The following is a 446-nucleotide window of genomic DNA, read 5'->3' as shown; positions in this document are numbered from 1 at the left end:
CCCGGTTGCTCACACCGTCGGCCGGGCGGGTGATCCTCGATGGGCACGACATCGCGACCATGCACACCAAGGACGTGGCGCGCCGACTCGGGTTGCTGCCGCAGACCTCGATCGCGCCCGAGGGTATCACGGTGGCAGATCTGGTGTCGCGTGGCCGTTTTCCGCATCAGAAGGTGTTCCGGCAGTGGTCACGTGACGACGCGGCCGCGGTCGCCGACGCCATGCGGCACACCGGTGTCACCGAACTGTCGGCACGACTGGTCGACGAACTGTCGGGCGGGCAACGCCAGCGCGTCTGGGTCGCAATGGTTCTCGCGCAGCAGACGCCCCTGATCCTGCTCGACGAGCCCACCACCTATCTGGACATCGCGCACCAGGTGGAACTGCTCGACCTGTTCGCGATGCTCAACCGCGAGCACGGCCGCACCGTGGTGGCGGTGCTGCAC

At 67.7% G+C, this 446-nt stretch carries 1 protein-coding gene; it reads left to right on the top strand.

Annotation, left to right across the window (positions count from 1 at the left end):
* The coding region (locus tag D7Y11_RS42930) for an ABC transporter ATP-binding protein (protein ID WP_148139307.1) at positions 1 to 446 on the top strand (446 nt) is incomplete at both ends.

The organism is Corallococcus sp. AB018 (genome assembly GCF_003986945.1).
Lineage (GTDB): Bacteria > Myxococcota > Myxococcia > Myxococcales > Myxococcaceae > Corallococcus > Corallococcus exiguus.
The sequence above is the reverse complement of the archived record's forward strand: the minus strand, read 5'-3'. Positions and strand labels throughout refer to the sequence as shown.